The sequence below is a fragment of the Leucobacter holotrichiae genome (assembly GCF_055791005.1).
In genome coordinates this window covers 1-21334 of the sequence record NZ_JBVUAC010000003.1, presented here as the reverse complement: position 1 = coordinate 21334, position 21334 = coordinate 1, and the positions used below count along the sequence as shown (strand labels likewise).

General features: G+C 68.7%; 18 protein-coding genes and 2 tRNA genes. 12 read left to right on the top strand and 8 right to left on the bottom strand.

The genetic code is table 11. The features are described from left to right. Nucleotides 1–56 precede the first annotated feature (56 nt). Both AC0KXF_RS05425 and AC0KXF_RS05420 read left to right on the top strand, forming a co-directional pair. Nucleotides 57–1493, top strand: coding sequence for an NAD(P)H-quinone dehydrogenase (locus AC0KXF_RS05425; protein WP_473108213.1), 1437 nt, complete (start codon nt 57–59; stop codon nt 1491–1493). Between the two features lie 86 nt (nt 1494–1579). Then, nucleotides 1580–1963 (top strand): cupredoxin domain-containing protein, encoded by a 384-nt coding sequence (locus tag AC0KXF_RS05420; protein ID WP_223045069.1) that lies wholly within the window; start codon nt 1580–1582, stop codon nt 1961–1963. A gap of 147 nt (nt 1964–2110) precedes the next feature. On the opposite strand, the gene AC0KXF_RS05415 is transcribed toward AC0KXF_RS05420, so the two are convergent. The 3 genes from AC0KXF_RS05415 to AC0KXF_RS05405 all read right to left on the bottom strand — a co-directional run bounded on the left by AC0KXF_RS05415 (nt 2111) and on the right by AC0KXF_RS05405 (nt 4894). After that, nucleotides 2111–3439, bottom strand: coding sequence for a class I SAM-dependent RNA methyltransferase (locus tag AC0KXF_RS05415; protein ID WP_473108212.1), 1329 nt, complete (start codon nt 3437–3439; stop codon nt 2111–2113). 60 nt (nt 3440–3499) lie between these two features. Then, nucleotides 3500–3573, bottom strand: a tRNA-Gly gene (locus AC0KXF_RS05410). A gap of 70 nt (nt 3574–3643) precedes the next feature. Further along, complete coding sequence (locus tag AC0KXF_RS05405; RefSeq protein WP_473108211.1) at nt 3644–4894, bottom strand: serine hydrolase domain-containing protein; 1251 nt, start codon at nt 4892–4894, stop codon at nt 3644–3646. Between the two features lie 122 nt (nt 4895–5016). On the opposite strand from AC0KXF_RS05405, the gene AC0KXF_RS05400 reads away from it, so the two are divergent. Further along, nucleotides 5017–5970, top strand: coding sequence for a biliverdin-producing heme oxygenase (locus AC0KXF_RS05400; RefSeq protein ID WP_473108413.1), 954 nt, complete (start codon nt 5017–5019; stop codon nt 5968–5970). Here AC0KXF_RS05400 and AC0KXF_RS05395 read toward each other — a convergent pair. Both AC0KXF_RS05395 and AC0KXF_RS05390 read right to left on the bottom strand, forming a co-directional pair. After that, nucleotides 5967–7262, bottom strand: coding sequence for an ATP-dependent DNA helicase (locus tag AC0KXF_RS05395; protein WP_473108210.1), 1296 nt, complete (start codon nt 7260–7262; stop codon nt 5967–5969). The two genes, AC0KXF_RS05400 and AC0KXF_RS05395, sit on opposite strands and share 4 nt — an antisense overlap. Nucleotides 7263–7286: 24 nt before the next feature. Beyond that, nucleotides 7287–8630, bottom strand: a complete 1344-nt coding sequence (locus AC0KXF_RS05390; RefSeq protein ID WP_223045065.1) for an MFS transporter — start codon at nt 8628–8630, stop codon at nt 7287–7289. A 244-nt stretch (nt 8631–8874) separates the two neighbouring features. Between AC0KXF_RS05390 and dnaK the strand changes: the two genes are divergently transcribed. The 9 genes from dnaK (at nt 8875) to AC0KXF_RS05345 (ending at nt 18182) form a co-directional block, all read left to right on the top strand. Beyond that, on the top strand, nt 8875–10725 hold the full coding sequence (gene dnaK, locus AC0KXF_RS05385; protein ID WP_223045064.1) for a molecular chaperone DnaK: 1851 nt from the start codon (nt 8875–8877) through the stop codon (nt 10723–10725). A gap of 2 nt (nt 10726–10727) precedes the next feature. Further along, complete coding sequence (locus AC0KXF_RS05380; RefSeq protein WP_473108209.1) at nt 10728–11426, top strand: nucleotide exchange factor GrpE; 699 nt, start codon at nt 10728–10730, stop codon at nt 11424–11426. Next, nucleotides 11419–12381 (top strand): DnaJ C-terminal domain-containing protein, encoded by a 963-nt coding sequence (locus AC0KXF_RS05375; RefSeq protein WP_223045062.1) that lies wholly within the window; start codon nt 11419–11421, stop codon nt 12379–12381. The genes AC0KXF_RS05380 and AC0KXF_RS05375 overlap by 8 nt, the downstream gene beginning before the upstream one ends. A 7-nt stretch (nt 12382–12388) precedes the next feature. Then, nucleotides 12389–12811 carry a heat shock protein transcriptional repressor HspR gene (locus AC0KXF_RS05370; RefSeq protein ID WP_473108208.1) on the top strand — a complete coding sequence of 141 codons (423 nt, stop codon included), beginning with the start codon at nt 12389–12391 and terminating at the stop codon, nt 12809–12811. Then, the gene (locus AC0KXF_RS05365) at nt 12799–13998 is read left to right on the top strand and encodes a class I SAM-dependent methyltransferase (RefSeq protein WP_473108207.1); all 1200 of its coding nucleotides are present in this window, start codon (nt 12799–12801) and stop codon (nt 13996–13998) included. The genes AC0KXF_RS05370 and AC0KXF_RS05365 overlap by 13 nt, the downstream gene beginning before the upstream one ends. 38 nt (nt 13999–14036) lie before the next feature. Next, nucleotides 14037–15287 (top strand): MFS transporter, encoded by a 1251-nt coding sequence (locus AC0KXF_RS05360; RefSeq protein WP_473108206.1) that lies wholly within the window; start codon nt 14037–14039, stop codon nt 15285–15287. Nucleotides 15288–15408: 121 nt separating this feature from the next. Next, on the top strand, nt 15409–16587 hold the full coding sequence (locus AC0KXF_RS05355) for a glycosyltransferase (protein ID WP_473108205.1): 1179 nt from the start codon (nt 15409–15411) through the stop codon (nt 16585–16587). A gap of 2 nt (nt 16588–16589) precedes the next feature. Further along, complete coding sequence (locus AC0KXF_RS05350) at nt 16590–17852, top strand: glycosyltransferase (RefSeq protein WP_473108204.1); 1263 nt, start codon at nt 16590–16592, stop codon at nt 17850–17852. 238 nt (nt 17853–18090) lie between these two features. After that, nucleotides 18091–18182, top strand: a tRNA-Ser gene (locus AC0KXF_RS05345). 380 nt (nt 18183–18562) lie between these two features. Here the strand turns inward: AC0KXF_RS05345 and AC0KXF_RS05340 are convergent. The 3 genes from AC0KXF_RS05340 to AC0KXF_RS05330 form a co-directional block, all read right to left on the bottom strand. Further along, nucleotides 18563–19993, bottom strand: coding sequence for an SNIPE associated domain-containing protein (locus tag AC0KXF_RS05340; RefSeq protein WP_473110055.1), 1431 nt, complete (start codon nt 19991–19993; stop codon nt 18563–18565). Between the two features lie 95 nt (nt 19994–20088). Beyond that, nucleotides 20089–20751 (bottom strand): SOS response-associated peptidase family protein, encoded by a 663-nt coding sequence (locus AC0KXF_RS05335; RefSeq protein WP_473108202.1) that lies wholly within the window; start codon nt 20749–20751, stop codon nt 20089–20091. A 37-nt stretch (nt 20752–20788) separates the two neighbouring features. Further along, nucleotides 20789–21106 (bottom strand): hypothetical protein, encoded by a 318-nt coding sequence (locus AC0KXF_RS05330; protein WP_473108201.1) that lies wholly within the window; start codon nt 21104–21106, stop codon nt 20789–20791. Nucleotides 21107–21334 lie beyond the last annotated feature (228 nt).

The window sequence follows — 21334 nt, the reverse complement described above, 5'->3', positions numbered from 1 at the left end:
TTCCACGAGCGACGAGGAGGCCGCTGCCTGCCGCGCGACCTTCTAGGATGGAGGACATGGCGAAAGCGAATGAACGGAAGCATCGCATCGCGGTGCTCGGCGGCGGTCCCGGCGGTTACGAGGCAGCCCTCGCGGGCGCTCAGCTCGGTGCGGATGTGACGCTGATCGAACGCGCAGGCGTCGGCGGTGCGGCAGTGCTCACCGACGTCGTGCCGTCGAAGAGCCTCATCGCGACCGCGGGCGGAGTGCAGGCCGTACGCGATGCCGGGCGGCTGGGCGTGCAGGCCTTCGTGCCGGGCGGCGACGGCAAACCGGTGCGACCCGAGATCGCGCTCAACCTCGCGGCGGTCAACAAGCGGCTGCTCGCGATGGCCGGCGCGCAGTCCGTCGACATGCTGCGATCGCTCGAAGAGGCCGGCGTGCGGGTGGTGCAGGGGGAGGGCCGTCTCGACGGACCCGACGCCGTACTCGTGTCGACCGCCGCGACGGGCGGAACCGACTTCGACCGCATCGAGGCCGACACGATCGTTGTCGCAGTTGGAGCGAGCCCGCGCGAGCTCGATTCCGCCAAGCCCGACGGCGAGCGCATCCTCACGTGGAAGCAGCTCTACGACCTGCCCGCCATTCCCGAGCACCTCATCGTCGTCGGTTCCGGTGTCACCGGCGCAGAGTTCGCCAATGCGTACCGCACCCTCGGGTCGGAGGTCACGCTCGTGTCGAGCCGCGAGCAGGTGCTGCCCGGGGAGGATCCCGACGCCGCCGCCGTGATCGAGCGCGAGTTCAAGCGTCTCGGCATGCGCGTGATGTCGAAGTCGCGCGCGGACTCGGTCGTGCGCACCGACGACGGCGTGCTCGTCACTCTCTCGGACGGGCGCACCATCGAGGGATCCCACTGCCTCATGGCGGTCGGATCGATCCCGAACACCGAGGGGCTCGGCCTCGAAGAGGCCGGGGTGCGGCTCACGGAGAGCGGCCACATCCGCGTGAACAAGGTCGCCCGCACCGGGGTGCCCTCGATCTACGCCGCCGGCGACTGCACCGACTTCTTCCCGCTCGCCTCGGTCGCCTCGATGCAGGGCCGCACCGCGATCATGCACGCGCTCGGCGACTTCGTGCGGCCGATCGATCTGCGCAACGTAGCGGCGAACGTCTTCACCTACCCCGAGATCGCGACCGTCGGGTGGAACGAGCACAGCCTCGCCGATTCCGAGGGGCTCGCGCAGCACGTCACGCACACGGTTCCGCTCAGCGTCAACCCGCGCGCGAAGATGATCGGCTTCACCGACGGCTTCGTCAAGCTCTTCGCCTGGAAGGCGTCGGGCACCGTGATCGGCGGTGTCATCGTCGCGCACCGGGCGAGCGAGCTGATCTTCTCGCTCGCGCTCGCCGTCGAGCACCGCCTCACGGTCGACCAGGTCGCCTCGGCGTTCGCGGTGTACCCCTCGATGACCGGCGCGATCACCGACGCCGCGCGAGCCCTGCACCAGCACTGAGCCGCGTCGCTCGCCAGCACTGCGTCGCGTCACCCATCAGCGCTACGTCGCGTCACCCGTTCGATGATCTGAAGGAGCCTCACACGATGACCCCGGAGATTTCACGCCGCAGCATCGTCGGCGGTGCGCTCGGAGTGCTCGGACTCGGATCCCTCGCGGGGCTGACCGGGTGCTCCCCGGCGAAGCCGGATCCGGTGCCCTCCGACGAGAATGTGAAGGCCGCGATCACCGTGCGGGCGTTCGATAACGCCTACGATCCGCCGGAGGTCGAAGTCGTTCCCGGCGAGGCCGTGCGCTGGGTGTTCGAGGGGCCGGCCGAGCACGACGTCGTCGCCGAAGACGGCAGCTTCGTGAGCGAGCTCATGACGAGCGGCAGCTACACCCACCTCTTCGAGGAGGAGGGCGACTTCGCCTACGACTGCTCGGTGCACCCCGAGATGACCGGCGTGGTGCGCGTGCGCGCGCTCTGAGCCGGCTCCGGCGCCGGGGCGCTCCCTGTTTCTGGGCTTTGCCGTGCGCCGGTGCAGACCTCTCGCACCGGTGCAGACCTCTCGTGCGGTGCGGGAGGTCTACTCCGGTGCGAGAGGTCTGCACCGGCGGGCGGCGGGTGCCCGGGGTTATGCCCGCTGGAAGGTCGCCAGGGTCTCGAAGTGGTGCGTGTGCGGGAAGATGTCGAACGCGCGCAGCGCCGTGAGCTCGTACCCCGCCTCGCGCAGCGACTTCGTATCGCGGGCGAGCGCGACCGGATCGCAGGCCACGTAGACGACGTTCGCGGGGGCGAGCTCGGTCAGCTGCTTCGTCACGCCGCCGCCCGCACCCGAGCGGGGCGGATCGAGCACGACCGTGCCGCGGCGCAGCCGATCCCGAACGGGGGCCGACGCCTTCAGCAGCTCGGCGAGGTGCCGATCCACCCGCGCGGTCAGCGCGAGCGCGCCCACCAGCTCCGACAGGTTCTCGGCCGCGTCGTCGGTCGCGCGGGGCTCGGCCTCCACCGTCGTCACCTTCACACCCGGGCCCGCGGCCTCGGCCATGGCCGCCGCGAGCAGTCCCGCGCCGCCGTAGAGGTCGAGATTGCCGGCCGCGGGATCGAAGCGGCCCTCATCGATGAGATCGACGATCGCATCGCGCACGGCGGTGAACAGCACGGCGGGGGCCTCGCGATGCACCTGCCAGAACCCGCCGGCGCGAACGATGAAGCCGCGATCCTCGACCAGCTCCTGGATCGCGTCGTTCTCGCCCGCGCGAGTCTTCTCGCCCACCAGCCCGAGCAGCATGCGGGGATCATCGGCGGCGGGATCGATCAGGTCGACCGTCGCCGCGCCCGGCATCACGTCGCCGAGCGGGGCGATCTGGCCCACGCCCTCGGTGGCGAGAGGGAGAGAGGCGACGGGGATCACGCGGCGGCTGCGCGCCGCATACGGCCCCACCGCGCCGGTGTCGGGATCGACGTGCAGGCGCACGCGGGTGCGATAGCCGAGACCGTTGTTCTCGTCGTCGCCGGGAGCGGGCTCGACCAGCTCCGCCAGCGCATCGGCGAGATCCTCACCCTCTTCGGCCGCGAGCTCGACAGCGCCGAAGCGTCGCATCGCGTCGGTCAGCACCTCGGCCTTGAGCGAGCGCTGGCGCTCGAGCGCGATGTGCCCGAACTCGGCGCCGCCGGCGCGGTCCTCGGGGGCACGATCCATCGCCGCCTCGGCCCAGACGTGGTCGCGGCGATCCTGCGAGGCCTCGAGCACCTCGACCGCGGTGGCGCGCGCGAACGACTTCTTCTTCGCGTCCGTGACCCGGGCGCGGACCCGCTCGCCAGGGATCGCGTCGGCGACGAACACGACACGGCCGTCGTGCCGGGCGACGCTCACCCCGCCGTGGGCGATACCGGTGACGTCGAGCTCGATCGTCTCTCCGATCTCGAGCGGCGTGCTGGCGGAGTGCGCGTGTGAAGACATGAGGACTATTCTCCCATCCAGAAACGGCAGAAGGCCCGCCGGAGGCAGGCCTTCTGAAAGTGGAGGGACCGACGGGAATCGAACCCGCGTTCTCAGCTTGGGAAGCTGATGTCTTACCATTAGACGACGATCCCAGGGCGATAGCGCCGCACCAACTATAGCAGGGCGCGGGGCACTCGTTGACGCACGCCGCCCGGCGATGCCTTACTGGCAGACCGCCGCATTGCGGAGGCGTTCGGCCTGGTAGTCGACGGTCCACGGGATCTCGGGCGCGGCGCCGGCCTCGGAGGAGAGCGCCGCGATCTGGAACGCGAGCGACTTCGCGAAGCCCGCGCCCGCCGACGAGTTGTTGAGTGCGACCACCACGGAGAAGTCGGACTCGGGATCGTGGTAGGCGGCGGTCAGGGTGCCGGTGATCGCGCCGCTGCGGCCGTACAGCGGGCCGACCTTCTCGACGCCGAAGCCCCACTGGTCGCCGGACTCGGTGTCGACCTCGCTGGTGGGGTTGCCCTCCTCGTCGCGCTCCGGGTTCTTGACCGGGATGGTCTCCGTGACCTGCTTGCCGGCTTCGCCGCCGAAGGCTCCGTCGAGGTAGCGCGCGTAGAAGTTCTTGAGATCGGTGACCGTCGTGACGGTGCCGCCGGCGCCGCCCAGCATGGACGGCGAGACCTCGAGCTTCTCGACCGGGCCGGCATCGCAGACCGGCTTGCCTCCGCTCGAGGGGTAGGCGAGGCCCGAGAGCGCGTCATCGGCCGTGGTGGACGTGGGAGCGGGGAAATAGCTGGATCCCATGCCCGCCGGGCCGAAGACACGGTTCTTCAGCAGTTCGGACATGTCATCGCCCGTCTTAACGTGGATCGCTCGAGAGAGCACGAGCGCGTTGGTGTCGGAGATGTGCACGTCGAGGCCCGGCCACGAGAGCGGGGAGCGCGTCAGCCCCTGCGCGATCAGCTCCTGTTCGGGCCAGGGGCGCGTGGGGTTGTTGACGAAGATGTCGGCGAAGCCGTCCTTGTAATCGGCGAGGCCGGAGCGCATATCGCAGAGCTGCCCGTAGGTGATGCCCTCGATGCCGGACTGCCGCTCGAGATCCTTCTCCACGGCGCGGCCGAGCTTCACGGTGCCGTCCTCGACGAGGTCGAGCAGCAGTGCGCACATGACGGGCTGGGTCGCCTGGGCCCCGCGGATCCGCGTCGACCCGTCCACGCCATCGCCGAAGCCGCGCACATATGCGTCATCACCCGACCAGACGCCCACAACGGCTTCGGAAGAGCCGCTCAACTCCATCGCAGAGGCGACGGCGTCGTCGATGCTGCCCGAGAGGCCCTTGTCGAGGGTCGCCACATCCCCTCCGGAGGTGCCCGTCGCGCCACCGGTGCAGGCGGTCAGGCCGAGGACGGCGGTCGCGATGAGTGCGACGGCTGCGAAGCGGGTGCGCTGTGCAAGTCTCGGGATCAAACTCGACCGCCAATCTCGGCTGGAAACACGATAAAGAACAACCGAGATTCTAGTGCCCGAGTCTGGGAGTGGCGCTCGGGTGGTTACGAAGGTAAGGCTAACCTGAGTAAGATGGCACGGTGATGAGCTTTGCACACGATGTCGTCGCCGGAGTGACCGGTCATATGAACGGCGACCACCCGGAGGACAACCTGCTGATCGCCCGCGCCTTCGGCAACCCGAATGCGGTGTCGAGTCGTATGGTGGGGCTGAACGGCGAGGCGGGCGTCTGGCTCGTGGCCGATGCCGACGGCGAGCGCGAGGTGTCGATCCCGTGGCCGGGTGGCATTATCTCGGAGCGCCCCGCGATCCGTCGCGAGGTGGTCGCCCTCTACAGGGCGGCGTGCGAGAAGCTCGGTGTGCCGGCGCGCGACGAGCACAGTCAGAAGCCGTTCTCCACGGTGATCCGCGAGGGCTCCTGGTCGGATCACTCCGACAGCGAGGGTGCCACTTTCATGGAGGACATCATGCGCGGCAAGGGTACCCTCCAGGACTACATCGATCTCGTGGCCCAGCACTACTACATGTACGAGGCGCTCGAGGAGGGCGCTGAGCTGCTCCTCGCCGATCCCGCATTCGCTCCCTTCCACTCGCAGGCGCTCCTGCGCATGCCCGCGCTCGAGGCCGACCTGGCGCACCTGATCGGCGACGACTGGCGCGACCGCATCGCGCCCGTACCCGCGACGGCCGCCTACGCGGCGCGCATCCGCGAGGTCGCCGAAGAGGGCTGGGTCGCCGGCCTGGTCGCGCACCACTACACGCGCTACTTGGGCGATCTCTCGGGCGGCCAGATGATCGCGAAGCGGGTCGCGAAGCAGCACGGGCTGGATCGCGAGGGTGTCGCGTTCTACGACTTCAGCGAGCTGGGCTCGCTCGTCGATTTCAAGAACGAGTACCGGGTGGCGCTCGACGGGTTCGGCGCGGGGCTCACCGATCAGGAGCGGGATCGCATGCTCGAGGAGGTGCGCGCCGCCTACGCCTTCAACACGGCGGTCTTCGTCGATCTGGGCCGGGCCCGCGACGCCGCCGCGGCTTAGCCGACCGCGCCCGCGTCTCCAGGGCCGCCGTTGCGTTCGTTGATGAACCGCACGACGTTGGGATCGACGATCACGTCGCGCGGCTGCAGCGGGCGCTTCAGGTAGAGTCCGTCGAGTGAGCGCACCCGGCTGAGCGCCACGTACGTCTGGCCTGCGCTGAACGCACGCGGGCCGAGGTCGACGACCGCGGCGTCGTAGGTGTGCCCTTGCGACTTGTGCACGGTCACCGCCCAGGCCAGGCGCAGCGGGAACTGCTCGAACTCGGCCACGACCTCCTTCTCGAGCTTCTTGGTCTCGGCGTCGTAGCGGTAGCGGTAGCGCTCCCACACGGTGGGCTCGACCTCGAACTCCTCGCGATCCACCTCGACCCAGACGGTCCCGTCGACGCGGGAGACCGTGCCGATCGTGCCGTTCACCCAGCGCCCGTCGGGGTCGTTGCGCAGGAACATGACCTGCGCGCCGGGCTTGAGCTCGAGCACCTCGTCGGCGGGGTAGGTGTTCTCGCGGAACTCGCCGTTGACCTCGGCGACGGCGCGCAGTGCGGATCCACGGATCTCGGCGAGCCGTTCGGCGTTGATTCGGTTGACGACGGCGTTGGTGGTGGCGAGGGTGATGACGTCGCGGGGCGCGGATCGGGATCCCGCAGCGTTGAGCTCGTTCGCCTGGTCTTCTTCGACGACGCCGTGGCGCACCGCTCCGAGGATCTGCTTGAAGCGGTCGTCGCGCTGCCGGTGCACCTCGCTCAGCTCGATCACCGCCATCGGCGTCGTCGACCAGACCTGCGCGTCGAAGAACCACAGGGAGCGGTAGGTGTCGGCGAAGTAGGCGCGCTCGTGCGGATCGCGAGGCGGCACGGGCGGCAGCTGGAAGGGGTCGCCGAACATGATGATCTGGGCGCCGCCGAAGGGATCGTGCTTCTTGCCGCGCGCGAGCCTGAGGGAGCGGTCGATCGCGTCCATCAGGTCGGCCGACACCATCGAGATCTCGTCGATCACGAGCGTGTCGATCGAGGCGAGCATCTTCTTGAGCTCGGCCGGCTGATCGAGGTCGTGGTCGGCGATGATGCCGGTCGGGAGCCGCAGGAGGGAGTGGATCGTCTGGCCGCCGACGTTGAGCGCGGCGACGCCGGTGGGCGCGCAGACCGCGATGATCTTGCTCGTGTTCCAGGAGAGGTGATTCAGGATCGTCGACTTGCCCGTGCCCGCCCGGCCGGTCACGAAGATGTGCTCGCGCGTGTGCTCGATGCGCTCGTAAACGGCGAGCTGCTCGGGGGAGAGTTCGGGGCGTGCCACCCCGCAAGGATACTGCGCTTCCCGCTACCCTGCGCTCCCCGCCGCGGTCGCAGGCACCCGCACCGGGAGCAGCAGCGCGAGCCCGACCAGCAGTACGAGCCCGATGCCGAGGGTGCCGAAGATGGTCGCTCCGCCGATCGCAACCGAGGCGGTGAAGGCCGCGGGTGCCAGGAACGAGACGGCGCGGCCGGTCGTGGCGTAGAGGCCGAACATCTCGCCCTCCCTGCCGGGAGGGGCGAGGCGGGCGAGGAAGCTGCGGCTCGACGACTGCACCGGCCCGACGAAGATCGTGGAGAACAGACCGACGGCCCAGAACGCGGGGGCGCCGAGGGGCGCGAGTGCGAACATGAGGATGAGCCCGACGACCAGCAGCACCAGCGAGACGGTCATGATGTTCTTGGCGCCGAAGCGATCCTCGAGCAGACCGCCGAAGATGGTCGCGATGCCGGAGATGACGTTCGCGGCGATCGCGAACATGATGACGGTCGCCGGATCGAAGCCGAACGAGAGCGAGGCGACGACGCCGACGAAGGTGAAGATGCCCGCGAGGCCGTCGCGGAAGACCGCGCTCGCGATGAGGAAGAAGAGGGTGTGGCGGGAGGTGCGCCAGAGGCCCGCGATGCTGCTGAAGATCGCCCGGTAGCCGGCGATCACGCCGACCACTCGGCGGTCGTCGTCGGCGGGCACCTCGGGCACGGCGAAGAACGTGGGGATCGCGAACACCGCGAACCACAGCGCGCACAGCACCATCGCGATGCGCACGTTCCAGCCGCCCTCGCTCGAGACGCCGAACCAGCCGGCGTCGGGAAGGATGAAGCCGACGAGAACCAGGGTGAGCAGCACGATGCCGCCGAGATATCCCATGCCCCAGCCGAATCCCGAGATGCGGCCGATGTTGCCGGGCGTCGACAGCTGGGTGAGCATCGAGTAGTAGTTGACGCTCGCGAACTCGAAGGCGATGTTGCCCACGGCGAGCAGAACGAGACCGAGCACGAGGTACTCGGGGGCGGGCGCGACCAGCACCATGAGGGCGGTGCAGGCGATGACGATGCCCGTCGTGACTGCGAGGGAGTGCTTGCGGCGGCCGGTTGCATCGGTGAGGCGCCCGAAGAGCGGCGCGAAGACCGCGACCGCCACACCCGCGATGGAGAGGGTGGCGCCGAGGGCGACCGAGGTCTCGTCTTCGGGGCCGAATGCGGCCGAGGTGATGTAGACGGAGAACACGAAGGTCGTGACGACGGCTTGGAAGGCGGCGGATCCCCAATCCCAGAGCGACCACGCGAAGACGGAGCGCTTCTTGACCCTCGGCGGCGCGGGTGCGCTCAGATGGCCGTCGGTCGCTGCGGGCTCCGATGCGGTGTCGCTCATGGGGGTCACTGTAGTCGATCGGGGAAACGCCCGGGTGTCTTGTGCAAACCCTGAGAGTTGAGCGTATGCGGCTCAACTTTTGCCACGAGGACTTGACGGAGCCGACACTCGCGGTAAACTTGAGTCCATCAGGCTCAAGGTCTGCTCGGGGTTCCGGGTCGGCGTGAGCATAGGCCACGGATACCGGCCCTCGATCCCCGGATCGCATCGGCGGGCTCCGATCAACAGTAATGAAGGAGAACACATGTCACGTGCAGTAGGCATCGATCTCGGCACCACCAACTCGGTCGTCGCCGTGCTCGAGGGCGGCGAGCCCACCGTCATCGCGAACGCGGAGGGCTTCCGAACGACCCCCTCGATCGTCGCGTTCACCAAGGACGGGGAGGTGCTCGTCGGCGAGACCGCGAAGCGCCAGGCCGTCACCAACGTCGATCGTACGATCGCCTCGGTCAAGCGCCACATGGGCACCGACTGGAAGAGCGACGAGGTCGACGGCAAGCGCTACACGGCGCAGGAGATCAGCGCCCGCACGCTCATGAAGCTGAAGCGCGACGCCGAGACCTACCTCGGCGACAAGGTGACCGACGCCGTCATCACCGTGCCCGCCTACTTCAATGACGCCGAGCGCCAGGCCACCAAGGAGGCCGGCGAGATCGCGGGCCTCAACGTGCTTCGCATCATCAACGAGCCGACCGCTGCGGCCCTGGCCTACGGGCTCGACAAGGGCAACGAAGACGAGCTGATCCTCGTCTTCGACCTCGGCGGCGGCACGTTCGACGTCTCGCTGCTCGAGGTGGGCAAGGACGACGACTTCTCGACGATCCAGGTGCGCGCGACCTCGGGCGATAACCGCCTCGGCGGCGATGACTGGGATCAGCGCATCGTCGACTGGCTGATCACGCAGTTCAAGAACTCGTCGGGCGTCGACGTCTCGAATGACAAGATCGCGCTGCAGCGCCTCAAGGAGGCCGCGGAGCAGGCGAAGAAGGAGCTCTCGAACTCGACGAGCACCCAGATCCAGCTGCCCTACCTCTCGCTCACCGAGAACGGCCCGGCGAACCTCGACGAGACGCTGACCCGCGCGAAGTTCGAGGATCTCACCAAGGATCTGCTCGAGCGCACCCGCAAGCCCTTCGAAGACGTGATCAAGGAGGCCGGCGTCAAGGTCTCCGACATCGCGCACGTGGTGCTCGTCGGCGGTTCGACCCGCATGCCCGCCGTCACCGAGCTCGTGAAGAAGCTCACCGGCGGCAAGGAGCCCAACAAGGGTGTGAACCCCGATGAGGTCGTCGCCGTGGGCGCCGCCCTCCAGGCGGGCGTGCTGAAGGGCGAGCGCAAGGACGTGCTGCTGATCGACGTCACCCCCCTGAGCCTCGGTATCGAGACCAAGGGCGGCATCATGACGAAGCTGATCGAGCGCAACACCGCGATCCCGACCAAGCGCAGCGAGACCTTCACCACGGCCGAGGACAACCAGCCCTCCGTCGCGATCCAGGTCTTCCAGGGCGAGCGCGAGTTCACCCGCGACAACAAGAATCTGGGCACCTTCGAGCTGACCGGCATCGCCCCGGCTCCGCGCGGAGTGCCGCAGATCGAGGTCACCTTCGACATCGATGCGAACGGCATCGTGCAGGTCTCGGCGAAGGACAAGGGCACCGGCAAGGAGCAGACGATCACCATCTCCGGCGGCTCGACGCTGTCGAAGGAGGACATCGAGCGCATGGTGCGCGAGGCCGAGGAGCACGCCGCCGAGGACAAGAAGCGTCGCGAGTCGGCCGAGCAGCGCAACAACGCCGAGCAGCTGGCCTACTCGGTCGAGAAGCTCATCTCGGAGAACGAGGACAAGCTGCCCGAGGACGTCAAGACCGAGGTGCAGGGCGATCTCGATGAGCTGAAGCAGGCGCTCGCCGGTGAGGACGACGAGGCCGTGAAGACCGCCGCCGACAAGCTGGGCCAGAGCCAGACCAAGCTGGGCGAGGCCATCTACGCGGCGGCGCAGGCCGAGCAGCCCGCTGCCGACGCCGACTCCGCGGAGTCGAACGATGACGACGTGGTCGATGCCGAGGTCGTTGATGACGACGAGGAGAAGAAGTAACCATGGCAGATCAGGAACAGCGCACGCCGGGCGAAGAGCCGAACCGCGACGGTGTTCCTGCGGAGCCGGCTCGGGATGAATCGCGAAGCGATTCCTCGACGGGGCCGGCCGGCTCACCAGCCGAGGGGCCGGAGGCGAACGCTTCCGGCCCCGCGCCGCAGGAGGGCGGATCCGACGAGGGTCTGACCGTGGATGACATCTTGAACTCGGAGCAGAGCGCCGAGGCCGCCGGAGCCGACACCGGGTCGACGGGCGGCGAGTCCGAGACCGCGGGCGGCGGCGAGGAGAATCCCTACCTCGAGGACCTGCGCCGGCTCACGGCGGAGTACGCGAACTACCGCAAGCGTACCGAGGCGAACGCCGAGCTCGAGAAGCAGCGCGCGATCGCCGCGGCCGTCACGCCGCTGCTGTCGGTGCTCGACGACATCGATCGGGCCGAGCAGCACGGCGATCTGACCGAGGGCTCCGCGTTCTCGACGATCGCGCAGAAGCTGCGCGGCACGGTCGAGAAGCTCGGCGTCGTCAGCTTCGGCGAGAAGGGCGAGGCCTTCGACCCGCAGCTGCACGAGGCGATCGCCCAGGTTCCTGTTCCGGGCACCGAGCAGCACACGGTGCTCGACGTGATCGAGCGGGGGTACCGAGTCGGCGATGTCGAGCTGCGCCCCGCCAAGGTAGCGGTGGCGGTGGGAGCAGATGGCTAGTCAGGATTGGCTCGAGAAGGATTTCTACGCGATTCTCGGCGTCTCGAAGGACGTGAGCGACGATGAGCTGAAGAAGGCCTACCGCAAGCTGGCCCGGAAGTATCACCCGGACTCCAACCCGGGTGACGCTGTCGCCGAGGCGAAGTTCAAGGAGATGAGCGAGGCCTACTCCGTGCTCTCCGACAAGGAGCAGCGCGCCGAGTACGACCAGATCCGCGCCATGGGGGCGGGCGGCGCCCGCTTCACGGCCGGCGGCGGGGGCGGACAGGGCTTCGAGGACATCTTCGGGGGCATGTTCGGCGGCGGTCGAGGCGGTTCGCACTTCAGCTACCAGGGGGGCTTCCCCCAGGGTGGCCAGGGGTACGAGGACATCTTCAACCTGTTCGGCGGCGGCCCCAGCGGCCCGCAGCCCGGGCGCGATGTGCAGGCCACGACGACGCTCGACTTCGAGACGGCCGTGCAGGGCAAGACGGTCACGCTGCAGACCCCGAACGGCACGGTCAAGGTCAAGATTCCGGCCGGCGTCTCGGACGGGCAGAAGATCAAGGTGCGCGGCAAGGGCGATCCCAGCCCGAACGGCGGCCCCGCGGGCGATATCATCCTCACGGTGAGCGTGCGCAAGCATCCCGTCTTCGAACGTGACGGCCAGAATCTGCGGCTCAAGCTGCCGGTCACCTTCTCGGAGGCCGCGCTCGGCGCGACCGTGGAGGTGCCCACGCTCGGCGGCGATCCGGTGCGCCTGAAGGTGCAGCCGGGCACGCCCAGCGGTCGTGTGCTGCGGGTCAAGGGCCGCGGCGTGAAGAGCTCGAAGGGCACCGGCGATCTCCTCGCCGAGGTGCAGGTGGTCGTGCCGTCGCACCTCTCCGAGCAGGCGCGCGACGCGCTCGAGGCGTTCCGCGAGGTCGAACCGAAGGAGAATCCGCGCGAGGATCTCCTGGCACGCGCACGGGGCTGAGTCGACCATGGCCGAACCCCAGATGGATCGCTTCACCCCGGTCTTCGCGATCGCGGCGGCGGCCGAGCTCGCCGAGATGCACCCGCAGACGCTGCGGCAGTACGACCGTATCGGTCTTGTATCGCCGCAGCGCACGCGGGGCAACACCCGCCGGTACTCCCTGCACGACGTGGCGCGACTGCGCGAGGTGGCGCGCCTGTCGGCCGAGGGCCTGAGCCTCGAGGGGATCCGGCGGGTGCTGCAGCTCGAGGATCGGGTTCGGGATCTCGAGGAGCGCGTGCGGGATCTCGAGCACGCGCTCACCGAGGAGCGGCTGCAGCGCCCCGAGCGGCGCGTCTTCGCGGCCGGTGCGGCGGGGGGCGAGGTCATCACACTGCGGAGGGGCACACGGGTGCGGCGCAACGCCGAGGTCGTCGTGTGGAAGCCCTAGCCGGGCTCTTCGCGGGTCTCTCGCGCGAGCCCGACTTCGAGGCGCCCGAACTGCAAGCCTACGATGCGGCCGACGAGCTGATCCTGGAGACCGCGGCTGCTTCGGTGCGGGAGGCGGATCCCGGTGAGCTGGTGGTGATCGGGGATCGGCACGGGGCGCTCACTCTCGGTGCGGCGGCGGTGCTCGGGGCGCGCGGGATCCGGGTGCATCAGGATCCGCTGCTCGGGCAGCGCGCCCTCGCCCGCAACGCTGAGCAGGTGTTCCCGCCTGCCGATCCTGCGCTCCCCTCGGCCGCCGCGGCGGAGGCGGAGGATCGAAACCTCTACACCTCGCACCCGCTCGACGAGTCCCTGCTGCGCGGCGCGCGAACCGTGCTGCTGCAGCTGCCGCGCGGGCTCGACGCCCTCGACGAGATCGCCTGGTCGATCGCGCGCTGGGCGGATCCGGCGGTGCGGGTGTTCGCCGGCGGCCGGGTGAAGCACATGACGCGCACGCAGAACGAGGTGCTCGGGCGGTACTTCGGCGAGGTCTCCGCGGGCCTCGGGCGACGCAAGGCGCGGGTGCTCACCGCGAGCGGACCTGGGGAGCCGGGGCCCGCTCCGTTCCCGCGGTGGGGTGAGGATCCGGCGCTGCCATTCCGCGTCGCGGCGTACGGGGCGACGTTCGGCGGCCCGACCCTCGACCACGGCAGTCGCCTGCTGCTGGAGGGGCTGGGCGACGCCGGAGGGGGCCGCACTGCCCCGGCGACTGCCCCATCGCGCATCGTGGATCTCGGCTGCGGCAACGGCGTGCTCGCGGTGTCGGCCGCGCTGCGGTGGCCCGGTGCCGTGGTGATCGCGACCGATCAGTCGGCTGCTGCCGTCGCCGCCACGCGACTCACCGCCGGTGGGGCGGGGGTGGAGGATCGCATCGCGATCCACCGTGCCGACGCGCTCGAAGCGGTGGAAGACGAGTGGGCCGATCTGATCCTGCTCAATCCGCCGTTCCACACCGGCTCGACGGTGCACACAGGGGTCGCGCATCGGCTGATCCGTGCTTGCCGTCGCGCCCTCGCCCCGGGCGGCGAGCTGCGCCTCGTGTTCAACTCGCACCTGCGTTACCGGCCGCTCGTGGAGCGGGAGATCGGGCGGACGCGGGAGATCGCCCGCAACCGCACCTTCACGGTGCTGGTGGCGACCCGGCGCTGAGGGTCCGCGCCGCCCGGCGGGCGTACGCTTGAATCAACATGACGAACCCGGCCCGAACCCTGCTGCTGCGCCTCGCGCCGATCATCTACGGGCCCACGATCCTGTTCACCCTCGGCGCGTACGCGATGCTGCCGATCGTGCCCGTCATCGCGGTCTCGCAGGGCGCGAGCCTCGGCCTCTCGGGCGTGATCGCCTCCGCGGTCGTCGTGGGGCGGCTGCTCGGCAATCTGCCGGCGAGCTGGATCGTGTCGCGTGCGGGGGAGCGGATCGCGATGCTCGTCGCCTCGGCGGTGGCGTTCGCCGGAGCGGTGGGCGTCGCACTCGCGCCCGGGCTCGTCGTGCTCGGGGTGTCGGTCTTCGTGATCGGTTTCGCCGAGGCCGCGTTCGCTCTGGCGCGGCACTCGCTCATGACCACGCGGGTGCCCGTGCCGTTCCGGGCTCGGGCGCTCTCGCTGATCGGAGGGTCGCACCGATTCGGGCGGTTCGCCGGGCCCTTCCTGGCGGCCGGCCTGCTCAGCGTCACCGACGCCACGACGGCCCCGGTCTGGGCCTTCGTCGTGTGCCTCGCGCTCGCGGCGCTGCTCGTCGGATTCGCGCCGGATCCCGAGCGCCTGCTCCCCGCTCAGCCCGCGACCGGGGCCTCGTCCGCGGCTTCCGCGGTTGTGGCGGCTGCCGCGCCGGAGCGCCCCGGCGGCGTGCTCGCCGCGATCCGCGCCGGGAGGACACCCCTGCTGCGCATCGGCGGGCCGGCTGCGATCCTCTCGGGACTGCGCTCCGTGAAAGACGTGCTGCTGCCGCTCTGGGGCGTCTCGATCGGCCTCGACGCGACGGGCGTCGCGCTCGTGGTGGGCATCGCGGGCACGATCGACTTCGCCCTGTTCTACGCGAGCGGCCAGGTGATGGACCGCTTCGGGCGGCTCTGGGCCGCGCTGCCGGCCACCGTCGCCATGGCGCTCAGCTTCCTCGTGCTCGCCGCGACCCACGATCTGCCCGGCGCGGTGTGGTGGTTGGTGGGCTGCTCGGTGGTGATCGGGATCGGGAACGGCCTCTCGAGCGGGATTCTGCTCACCCTCGGCGCGGATCTCGCTCCGCGCGACAATCCCGCCCCGTATCTCGCGGCGTGGCGCACGTTCACCGACTTCGGCGGGGCGGCGGCACCGCTCGCGATCTCCGCGATCTCCGCGGCTTCGCTGCCGCTCGCGAGTGCGGTCACCGGAGTGCTCGCGGTGCTGGGGGCCGCCGGGTTCGCGCGATGGATCCCGCGCTACATCCCACGGGGGCGCCTGTAGTTCCGGGCAGCCTCCCGGGGACTCGGCGACCCGCTCCGCGGTTTCCGAGGTATTCCTGAATACACTGGAGTGCGCTCGCCCACCGGCCAGCGCCCCACCGACCGAAGGACTCCCGCACACCGTGAGCACCACCGATCGCCAGCCTCCTCTCCGCATCCTCATCGGATGCGATACCTTCTCGCCCGACGTCAACGGCGCCGCCCGCTTCGCCGAACGCCTCGCCGCCGGACTCGTGGGGCGCGGACACGACGTGCACGTGGTCGCACCCTCGAAGCGGGTGAACCGCACGGGCAGCTTCGCCGAGACGATCGAGGGCGAGTCGATGACCGTGCACCGCTGGACGAGCTGGCGGTGGTACCCCCATGACTGGCTGCGCTTCGTGCTGCCCTGGCGCGCCCGCTCCTACGCGCGCAAACTGCTCGACCGAGTGCGCCCCGACGTGATCCACATCCAGTCCCACATCGTCGTCGGCCGCGCCCTCGCCAAGGAGGGCGCCAAGCGCGGCATCCGCATCGTCGCCACCAACCACGTGATGCCCGAGAACGTGCTCGACTTCACCCTGCTGCCCGAGCGGGCCAAGCGCATCTTCGTGCGCTGGGGCTGGAACGACGCCGACCGGGTGCTCACGCGCGCCGCCGCCGTCACCACCCCCACGCGCCGCGCCGCCGACTTCCTCGAACGCAACACACACCGCCGCGGCGTGCTCCCGGTCAGCTGCGGCCTGCGCGCCTCCGACTACACCGCCGACCTCGAGCCGCGCACTTCGAACCGGCTCGTCTTCGTCGGCCGGGTCACGCTCGAGAAGGAGATCGACGTGATCCTGCGCGCGATCCCGCGCATCGATCCTCAGCTCGACGTGAGCTTCACCATCGTCGGAGACGGGGATCAGCGCAAGAACCTCGAGAAGCTCGCCGGTGAACTGGGCATCGCGCAGCGTGTGCACTTCACCGGCCGGGTCAGCGACCAGCAGCTGCGCGCCCACCTCACCGAGGCGAGCGTGTTCGTGATCGCGTCGATCGCCGAGCTGCAGTCGATCGCGACCATGGAGGCCATGGCCTCGGGCCTGCCGATCGTCGCCGCGAACGCGATGGCACTGCCTCACCTCGTGCACGAGGGCGAGAACGGGTACCTGTTCCAGGCGGGCAACGACCGCGAGCTCGCGGATCGCGTCGAGAGCATCCTCAAGCTCCCGCCCGAGCAGTACCGGCGCATGCAGCAGGCATCGCTCGAGGCCGTCGAGGTGCACGACATCGACCGCACGCTCGACACCTTCGAGAAGCTCTACCGGGGCGACGCCTGACCGTGCACGTGCTCATCGTCACCGACCAGCACCCCGAATCGCTCGGCGGTGTGCAGGTGGCGATCCGCCTGCAGCGCCGCTATCTCGAGCGGCTCGGGCATCGTGTCACGATCGCGGCTCCGGCGCTGCACCGCCCCGGGTACGCGCCGGCCGAGGAGGATCGCGAGGCGTACATCGATCTGCCGTCATGGCCGATCACCCGGGATCGCGAGTACGGGATCACCTGGCCCGGAGCACGCGCTGATCGCGCGCTCGCGGCGGCGCTCGCCGCTCTCCCGCCCGTCGATCTCGTGCATGTGCAAGGGGACTTCTGGGGGGCGATGATCGGGCTGCGGGCCGCGCGCGGGCTCGGAGCCGCGCGCGGACTCGGCCGGGCGATCCCGACCGTGATCACGATGCACAACCACGTCGACGAGGGAACCCGCGCGGTCACCCCTCTCGCGCCGCTGGCCTTCCAGGGACTGCGCGCGTGGCGGGGTCTCGCACTGGGGCCGTGCCGGGGGGCGGTCGCTCGCCGTGCGCGAGGAGCCTGGCGGTATCTCGCCGAGCTTGCGGCAGAGGCGACCGCGGTGACCGCGCCATCGCAGCACTTCGCCGACGAGCTCGAGCGGCACGGAGTCGCCGACGAGGTGCTCGTGACGCGCGGCGGTGTCGACGACGAGGCCATCGCGCAGGTGTGCGCGCTGCCGCGGTCGCCGCGCAGCCGGCCCCGGCTCGTGTGGCTCGGGCGCATGAGCCACGAGAAGCGCGTGCTCGAGTTCATCGACGCGGTGGCAGAGTCGCGGATCGACGCCGACGTCGTACTGCACGGAGCGGGGCTGCTGCTGGCGCGGGTACGCGAGCGGATCGTGCGCTACGGGCTGGAGGATCGCGTCACCGTCCCCGGACCCGTGCCCTATCGCGACGCCCTCGTCGCGATGCGCGATGCCGACGCCCTCGTGCAGACTTCGATGGGCTTCGAGACGCAGGGGCTCACCCCCTTCGAGGCCGCGGCACTCGGCACGCCCATCGTCTTCTGCGACCACGAGATCGCCGACGACGTGGCGGCCTCGGTGGAGTGGCGGGTCGCCGACGGCAGCGTGGGCGAGCTCGCGCGCACGCTGCGTGAGGCGGTCGGTCAGCTCGCCGCGGCGGCGCGGGGCGCGGACGGCGGATCCGCGGATCCCGAATCCCTCCGCGTGCCCGAGGAGGAGGGCAGACAGTTCCTCCAGTCGGCCCAGACGGCGGGCATGGTCGAGATCTACGAGCGGGCGCTGCTGGGCTGAGGTGTATTGGCGCCGGGAGGTGATGCCGTGGATCCCGTCGGTCTCGAGGGTCCCGTCGGTCCCGAGGGTTCCGAGGTCCCGTCGAGAGGCGGATTTCGCGCGCCCCAGCGCGTCTTTCCCTGCAATATCCTCCTCTCGCCACACATAACCCCGTATCCTGCCCCTGCGCGAGGAGAACGGCGCGCGATTTCCGATGGGCCGCTTCGTCCGGTTAGAATGGGTGACGTTGTTCTCGTATGGAGACGTGCCGGAGCGGCCGAACGGACTTCACTGCTAATGAAGGGTCGGGCTAAAACCTGACCGGGGGTTCAAATCCCCCCGTCTCCGCCATTCGAACAACACCACGAAGCCCCGGCTTCCCTAGCAAACACAGGGAAGCCGGGGCTTCGTCTATTTCTGCGAGTCTGCTGCTGACAACACTTTGGCAACAACCGACGCACGGCGCGCTTGATCGAGGGCCAGCAACGTCGTCCAAGTCCTCATCGCAACCGAGGCAGGTCGAGAAACTGGGGTCATGTTGCTCGAGACGGCCCAAGCGACGAACGACTACGCCGCGGCGGTGCAGGCGACGGGCGGGAGCACGGAGCAAGTGCAGGTCTATACCAACGACCGTACGGCAGCATCGCCGTCGGGCGCATGCATAGGTAACAGTCAATAGCGGGGTGTCCCACCGGCCTACAGGCCGGCGGGACACGCCGCTATAGGTGTTTCTAGGCCGGAACTGACATAGCGAGAGCGGCTCTGATGTTCTGGCTCTCCCTGAACTCTTCCGCCTCGGGATCAACTGTGAACTCAAGTACCTCGACACGGTGCTGTTTGAGAGCTTCGAGGACCTCTCCCGGCGTGGTCTGGAAGTACTCCCGTCTGAAGTTCACCTGGTTGATGCGGCAGTGTGAGAACTCTTTGTGGAGCATGTTCTCGACCGACACCGCGTCGTCCGCGAAGAAGAGCGCATGCACGTCGAACCGGAATGGAACCGATGCGTCCCCGAGTTCTCTGACACGGTCCATCGGGTCAAGGCGCCGTGTCATGCCGATCTTGACGACATCGGGACCGAACGAGCCGATGTTCGAGATGACGTACACGTAGCCGGCCCGAATGTTCGCGGCCCGGTAGTCGACGTCATGGATAGCGCGGTCAACGTCCTCGATCTTCGCGAGCAGCCGCTCGACGCCTTCCTCATCGCCCTTGGCGCGCAACGTGGCGAGCGTGGCTTGGTAGTGTGACTTCTCCTTCTCGAGGCGATCCTGCTCCTTCTTCAGTTCGAGCTCAGCCTTGCGCTGCTCGCGCAGTTCGGCTCGATGTTCCCGTTCGAGTTCCTTCTCACGTTGCACAGCCTTCAGATGGCGGTGCGCGAGCTCGATCTCCTGCAGGCGAAGGTGATGGAAGTGATCGGTGATCTGGAGCTGGATCATCGCACCGTTCTTCGCGATCTGCTCAGCCGCACGACTGAGACGGGCTTGCGCGGTCGCGAGGTTGCCGGCCTTGGTCGTCTTGATCGCGTTCTCTGCCTCTGCGTTGTAGGCGCGCAGCATAAGTTTCGCGAGTGCGTTCGAGAACCGGGTGCCCTGAGCTACTGAGTTGTTGAACGTGAAGCCATCGACCGAGGTCGTCGCGTACTTGTTGCGGATCGCGCTCTTGATCTTCGTCCGCACAGCCTCCAGCTCGGTTGCGAGCTGCGTTGATGACTCGGCCGGATGCTCGTAGTCAAACAAGCCCACTTCCTGGAAGTCCCGCGTGCTCGTGAGTGCCACGACTTCTCCGCGGAGTGCTTCAACCTCCGCTTGCACGCTGTCGCGCTCCTGCTTCAGGCGCGCTACTTCTTGGTCTATCTCTGCGTGGTATTTGTTGAGACCGTCGAGGCGCTCCTGCCGCCACTGCGTGAAGTCCTCGAACTTCCGCAGGCCATGCCGGTTGATGATGTTCTCCAGAGTATGGATACTCTGCTGCATCTGCCCGATCAGAGCCCGAGCGTCCCGCTTCGAGATCCGGGTCGGATCGATGTTCGAGAAGTCGGTGTGCTCGTGCTCGGTCCATCCGGCACCGTCCCACCAGCGGACGGTGCCGGGCTTATTCACGTCAGGGTTTGGGTACCAACCGGCAGGAGTCTCAGTCATGACGCGATCCTGCCAGAGCGACATTCTGCAAAGACCCACGATTTAGAAACCGTGTCCAATTAGTTACTCGCCCACCCCTGAGGTGTCCTTCGGGATGCCGCAGGGGGCTTTCCTGCGTTCTAGAAGAGTGTGGAGTCGATAGATGCCGGGGGAACCTCTGTGGTCAGTGCTCGTGAGATCTCCTCCGACGCGTGCTGCACCTCGGCGACGAGCGATGCGTCTCCGGGGCGCGCCGGGTCGAGCCATTCGTCGTGCAAGTCGCGCGGGAGCACGAGCGGCATCCGAGGCCAATACTCCGCCGCTTCACTGTCCGCCGGTGCATCGCGGGTCACCATCGAGTAGGTGGTGAGGTCTCCGTCGTCGGTGGTGACGGTGGAGGTGATGGCCGCGATCCCGAACTGCTCGCCGTCCGGCAAGCGGAACTTGCCTTTCTTCTCGACGTACCAGTCCGCTGGCAGTAGCGCGCGGCTCTGGAACGCCGGCCTCCACGAGCGCATCAGTTTGTCGTCGCGCGCGTTGAACGCCGAGAACTTCGCAGGCCCCGACGAGTCGAGCCAGAGCCACCACCAAGCGAACACCAGCTCGCGATCGCCTGTATCGTCTGCGCGGATGATCGGGTTCAGGTTGCGCGCCTTCGAGCCCGTGATCGCTGCGCGGCCGCCGAGCCCCTGCGCCCATTCCGCAATAGCGCGCTCGTTCTTGCGGATGTCCATCGGGTGGATGGGATCGCGCGGTTCCTCGCCCTCCTGGAGGTAGCCGCCGAGGCCATAGCTATTACACATGCGCTCAGGGTACGCCGCGCCAGTCGTCCGGGGAAGACTATGGCCTCCAATGGCTGCGGCGTATCGGCGTCGGATCGCTCGGCTCCGCTATACGCCGTTCGAGCATCTTGCGCGTCGCGACGAGGTCAGGATCGGCCTCGCGCAAGAGCGACTCGAGCTCCAGGAGGTCGTAGTGGGTGCGCTCAATCGGTCCCTGTTCGTCAGCTACGTGGACGTAGTAGGTGCGCCCTCTGAGGTGACGGCGACCGTAGTCGATGGTCATGTACCGTACGACAGCGGTCGGCCCGCACACGGCCCGTGCGAGCGCGCACGAGGCCGGTGAGCCGAGCGTCCATCCCGTATCGGATCTGATCATGCCGCCGAGGGTACGCCCACCCTCCGACATTCACTCTTCGGGCTCCCAGGGAAGTCGGTCTGAGAGCGCCGGCAGGATCCTGACTACCCCACATTCTGGATCGAGGCAGTAGACCTTCCCACTGATTTGTTCAGCGGGGCCATGGCCAGGCGAGTTGAGTCCCGCATAGTGGTGTAGCGCATGGTGGTCCGGCACGTCGTTCTCGACGTGGACGCGGTCACCGTGTGA

Coding starts and splice junctions, on each gene's coding strand:
- AC0KXF_RS05425 (WP_473108213.1), top strand. CDS start 57: ATGGCGAAAGCGAATGAACGGAAGCATCGCATCGCGGTGCTCGGCGGC.
- AC0KXF_RS05420 (WP_223045069.1), top strand. CDS start 1,580: ATGACCCCGGAGATTTCACGCCGCAGCATCGTCGGCGGTGCGCTCGGA.
- AC0KXF_RS05415 (WP_473108212.1), bottom strand. CDS start 3,439: ATGTCTTCACACGCGCACTCCGCCAGCACGCCGCTCGAGATCGGAGAG.
- AC0KXF_RS05400 (WP_473108413.1), top strand. CDS start 5,017: ATGAGCTTTGCACACGATGTCGTCGCCGGAGTGACCGGTCATATGAAC.
- AC0KXF_RS05390 (WP_223045065.1), bottom strand. CDS start 8,630: ATGAGCGACACCGCATCGGAGCCCGCAGCGACCGACGGCCATCTGAGC.
- dnaK (WP_223045064.1), top strand. CDS start 8,875: ATGTCACGTGCAGTAGGCATCGATCTCGGCACCACCAACTCGGTCGTC.
- AC0KXF_RS05380 (WP_473108209.1), top strand. CDS start 10,728: ATGGCAGATCAGGAACAGCGCACGCCGGGCGAAGAGCCGAACCGCGAC.
- AC0KXF_RS05375 (WP_223045062.1), top strand. CDS start 11,419: ATGGCTAGTCAGGATTGGCTCGAGAAGGATTTCTACGCGATTCTCGGC.
- AC0KXF_RS05370 (WP_473108208.1), top strand. CDS start 12,389: ATGGCCGAACCCCAGATGGATCGCTTCACCCCGGTCTTCGCGATCGCG.
- AC0KXF_RS05360 (WP_473108206.1), top strand. CDS start 14,037: ATGACGAACCCGGCCCGAACCCTGCTGCTGCGCCTCGCGCCGATCATC.
- AC0KXF_RS05340 (WP_473110055.1), bottom strand. CDS start 19,993: ATGTCGCTCTGGCAGGATCGCGTCATGACTGAGACTCCTGCCGGTTGG.
- AC0KXF_RS05335 (WP_473108202.1), bottom strand. CDS start 20,751: ATGTGTAATAGCTATGGCCTCGGCGGCTACCTCCAGGAGGGCGAGGAA.
- AC0KXF_RS05330 (WP_473108201.1), bottom strand. CDS start 21,106: ATGATCAGATCCGATACGGGATGGACGCTCGGCTCACCGGCCTCGTGC.